This is a genomic window from Bowmanella yangjiangensis (genome assembly GCF_017255015.1).
GTDB classification, from domain to species: Bacteria; Pseudomonadota; Gammaproteobacteria; order Enterobacterales; family Alteromonadaceae; genus Bowmanella; species Bowmanella yangjiangensis.
Map to the genome: position 1 here is coordinate 1 of NZ_JAFKCS010000123.1, position 2272 is coordinate 2272.

A 2272-nucleotide genomic window follows, 5' to 3' on the forward strand; every position below is an offset into this window, starting at 1 on the left:
GGTTGAGGTGGTTGGCCTGGATGATCTGCTCGTATTTCAGCGAGGTGTCGGCCAACTTGTAGGTGTTGTAGGGCATCAGCATTTCTTTCTTGCTGATGAGCTTCCAGTCGTACTTGTCCGGCGCACCGTTGAACATGTCCACCGAGTCGTTGGTGCGCAGGCCGTCTGAGGTGCCCACTGGGGTGTCGTAGGACAGTTCGGGGGCGCGCAACACGCGACGCTGCCCCGGGTTGTACTGCCAGGCCAGGCGGCTCTCCTTGGCCTGGTCGAGTGGCTCGTGAATCAGCGTCTGGGTGCCGGACACGCTGTCCGGGGACAATACGTTGTTCTTGAAATAGAACAGCCGGTTGGGCTCGGCATTGGGCATGGCGGAGGCCATGACAACCTGGCGAATCCTTCGCACCGGGGTGAAAGCACCATTGGCCTGGACCACCATCTCGGTCGGATAGTCGGTGAAGCCACCGGCGCGGTAACGCACCAAGTGGTTCCACATGGCTTCCAGCGCCGACTTGGGAATCGGGAAGGGCACCGTGGTCTTCTGATAGTTGACCAGACCGTTGCCGCCACTGGCCAGTTCCACCGTGGCGGCCTCCTGGCGAATCAGCTCGTACTCGGCCTGGGGCAGCCCCGCGGTGCGGTGGCTGGGGTAGACAGGCATCTTGAAGCTGGGGTATTTCTCCAGCATGGCCTTGTGGCCGACACTCAGTTGATCGGCGTACTGGGCCATGTTGGCTGCGGTGATGGTGTACAGCGGCTGTTCACTGGCGAAGGGGTCGACATAGCCCTTGCTCGGGTCATAGCCGGCTGGCGCCTGAGTCAGGCCGCCGTCCCAGGCGGGGATAGTCCCACTGGCATTGCCAGCCTTCTCCGCGCCGACCGGGGTCAGGTCCTGGCCCAGTCGGGCGATTTCATTGGCGTCCAGCTTGGCCAACGCGTTGGCGCTGACGAAGCTGACGACTGTGCCGAGAACGGCGGCGGAAAACAGATTCTTGCTCATCTAGTTGCCTCGTGACTTAGAAGCCCATACGGACGCTGAACGCGATGAAGTCCCCATCGGTGGCTATCCAAGGGGTATTGCCGGTCCCCGACCAGGACAGCTCGGCCGAGTATTTCTGCAGGTAGTCAGCCTTGACCCCCACCGAGCCAAGCAGGCGGTCCTCGACGAAGTTGTTGTCATAGGACCAGCCTTGGACGTCATGACCGAAGGCGACGAAGGGCGAGACGTTGACTCCGGCGAACAGCCCCGGGTAGTTCAGCTGCGCGCGCAGCCGGTAGCCCCAGGAGAAGTCGGTGGTGAAGCCGTCGCGGCTGCAGACCTGCTTGCGGTAGCGCTCGGCGACGCTCAGGGTACAGACCGGCGATCCGATCCCCTGGCTGTCGGCCAGGTTGCTGCCGTAGGCGTCGGTGCGGCCGTAGCGGCGCTCATCCTGACCGGGCAGGTCGTGGATGTACTTGAAACCCACCTCGCCTAACAGGTTGAGGCTGTCGGCGCCCAGCACCTGGGGGAGGGTCTTGATGATGCCCAGCGACAGCTGCGAGACCTTCAGGCGGTCGTAGCCGTTGAACACCGACCCGGGTGGCGTGGCGATCAGTTCAGCGGCCAGCGGTGCGCCCAGCCCGGCGATAGCCAGCGGATTGCCATAGATGGCCGGCACCGTATCACCGGTGTGCAGGCCCACCGGTTGGTTGGGTCGGAAGCTGTACTCGCCAATCACCGAGGCGCCCCACAGGTTGGTGGAGAAACTCAGGCCGAAGATGCGCACGTCCTCGGGGAAGGTAGCAAAATAGTCGGCGTTGGTGGCTTGCTGACCGGCGATCCAGCCGACGCCGACCTCCGGGCGCAGGTCGGTGTGGGCGTTGGCGTTGGGCGTGCGCGAGTGGATGTTCATTACGTAGGCACCAAACTCGGTGCCGATGCTGTCGGCGAAGTAGCGCAGGGCCAGGCCGAACTGGCCACTGTCGCTGGGCTCGTCGTCCTTGCCGCGACGGATGATCAGGTCGTTGGCGTAGCCGAACTCGTCGTTGAGGTTGGCGGCGCCGCCGCGAGCCACGCCGAAGCAGCCGTCCTGGATGAAGTCATTGGCAGCAAAGAAGGTGCCGCAACCCTCCAGTACGGTCTGCCGCCATTTCAGCTGGTAGAAGGCCTCCAGGTTGAGGCTGTCGGTCAGGCCGAAGTTGGCATAGAGCAGTGGCACGGGGAGCAAGGCTTCCTTGAGCTGCGAGCCGGGGCGGCGCAGGGCGGCGATGTCCACCGGGTTGATCGAGTTGATGC

2 protein-coding genes are annotated in these 2272 nt (G+C 63.6%); both read right to left on the minus strand.

What is annotated here, in order from left to right:
* A partial coding sequence (locus tag J0A65_RS22465) for a DUF1329 domain-containing protein (RefSeq protein WP_206596543.1) occupies positions 1-997 on the minus strand: 997 nt, incomplete at its 3' end.
* 16 nt (positions 998-1013) lie between these two features.
* Positions 1014-2272 (minus strand): DUF1302 domain-containing protein (locus J0A65_RS22470; protein WP_206596544.1); only part of this gene is annotated, 1259 nt, incomplete at its 5' end.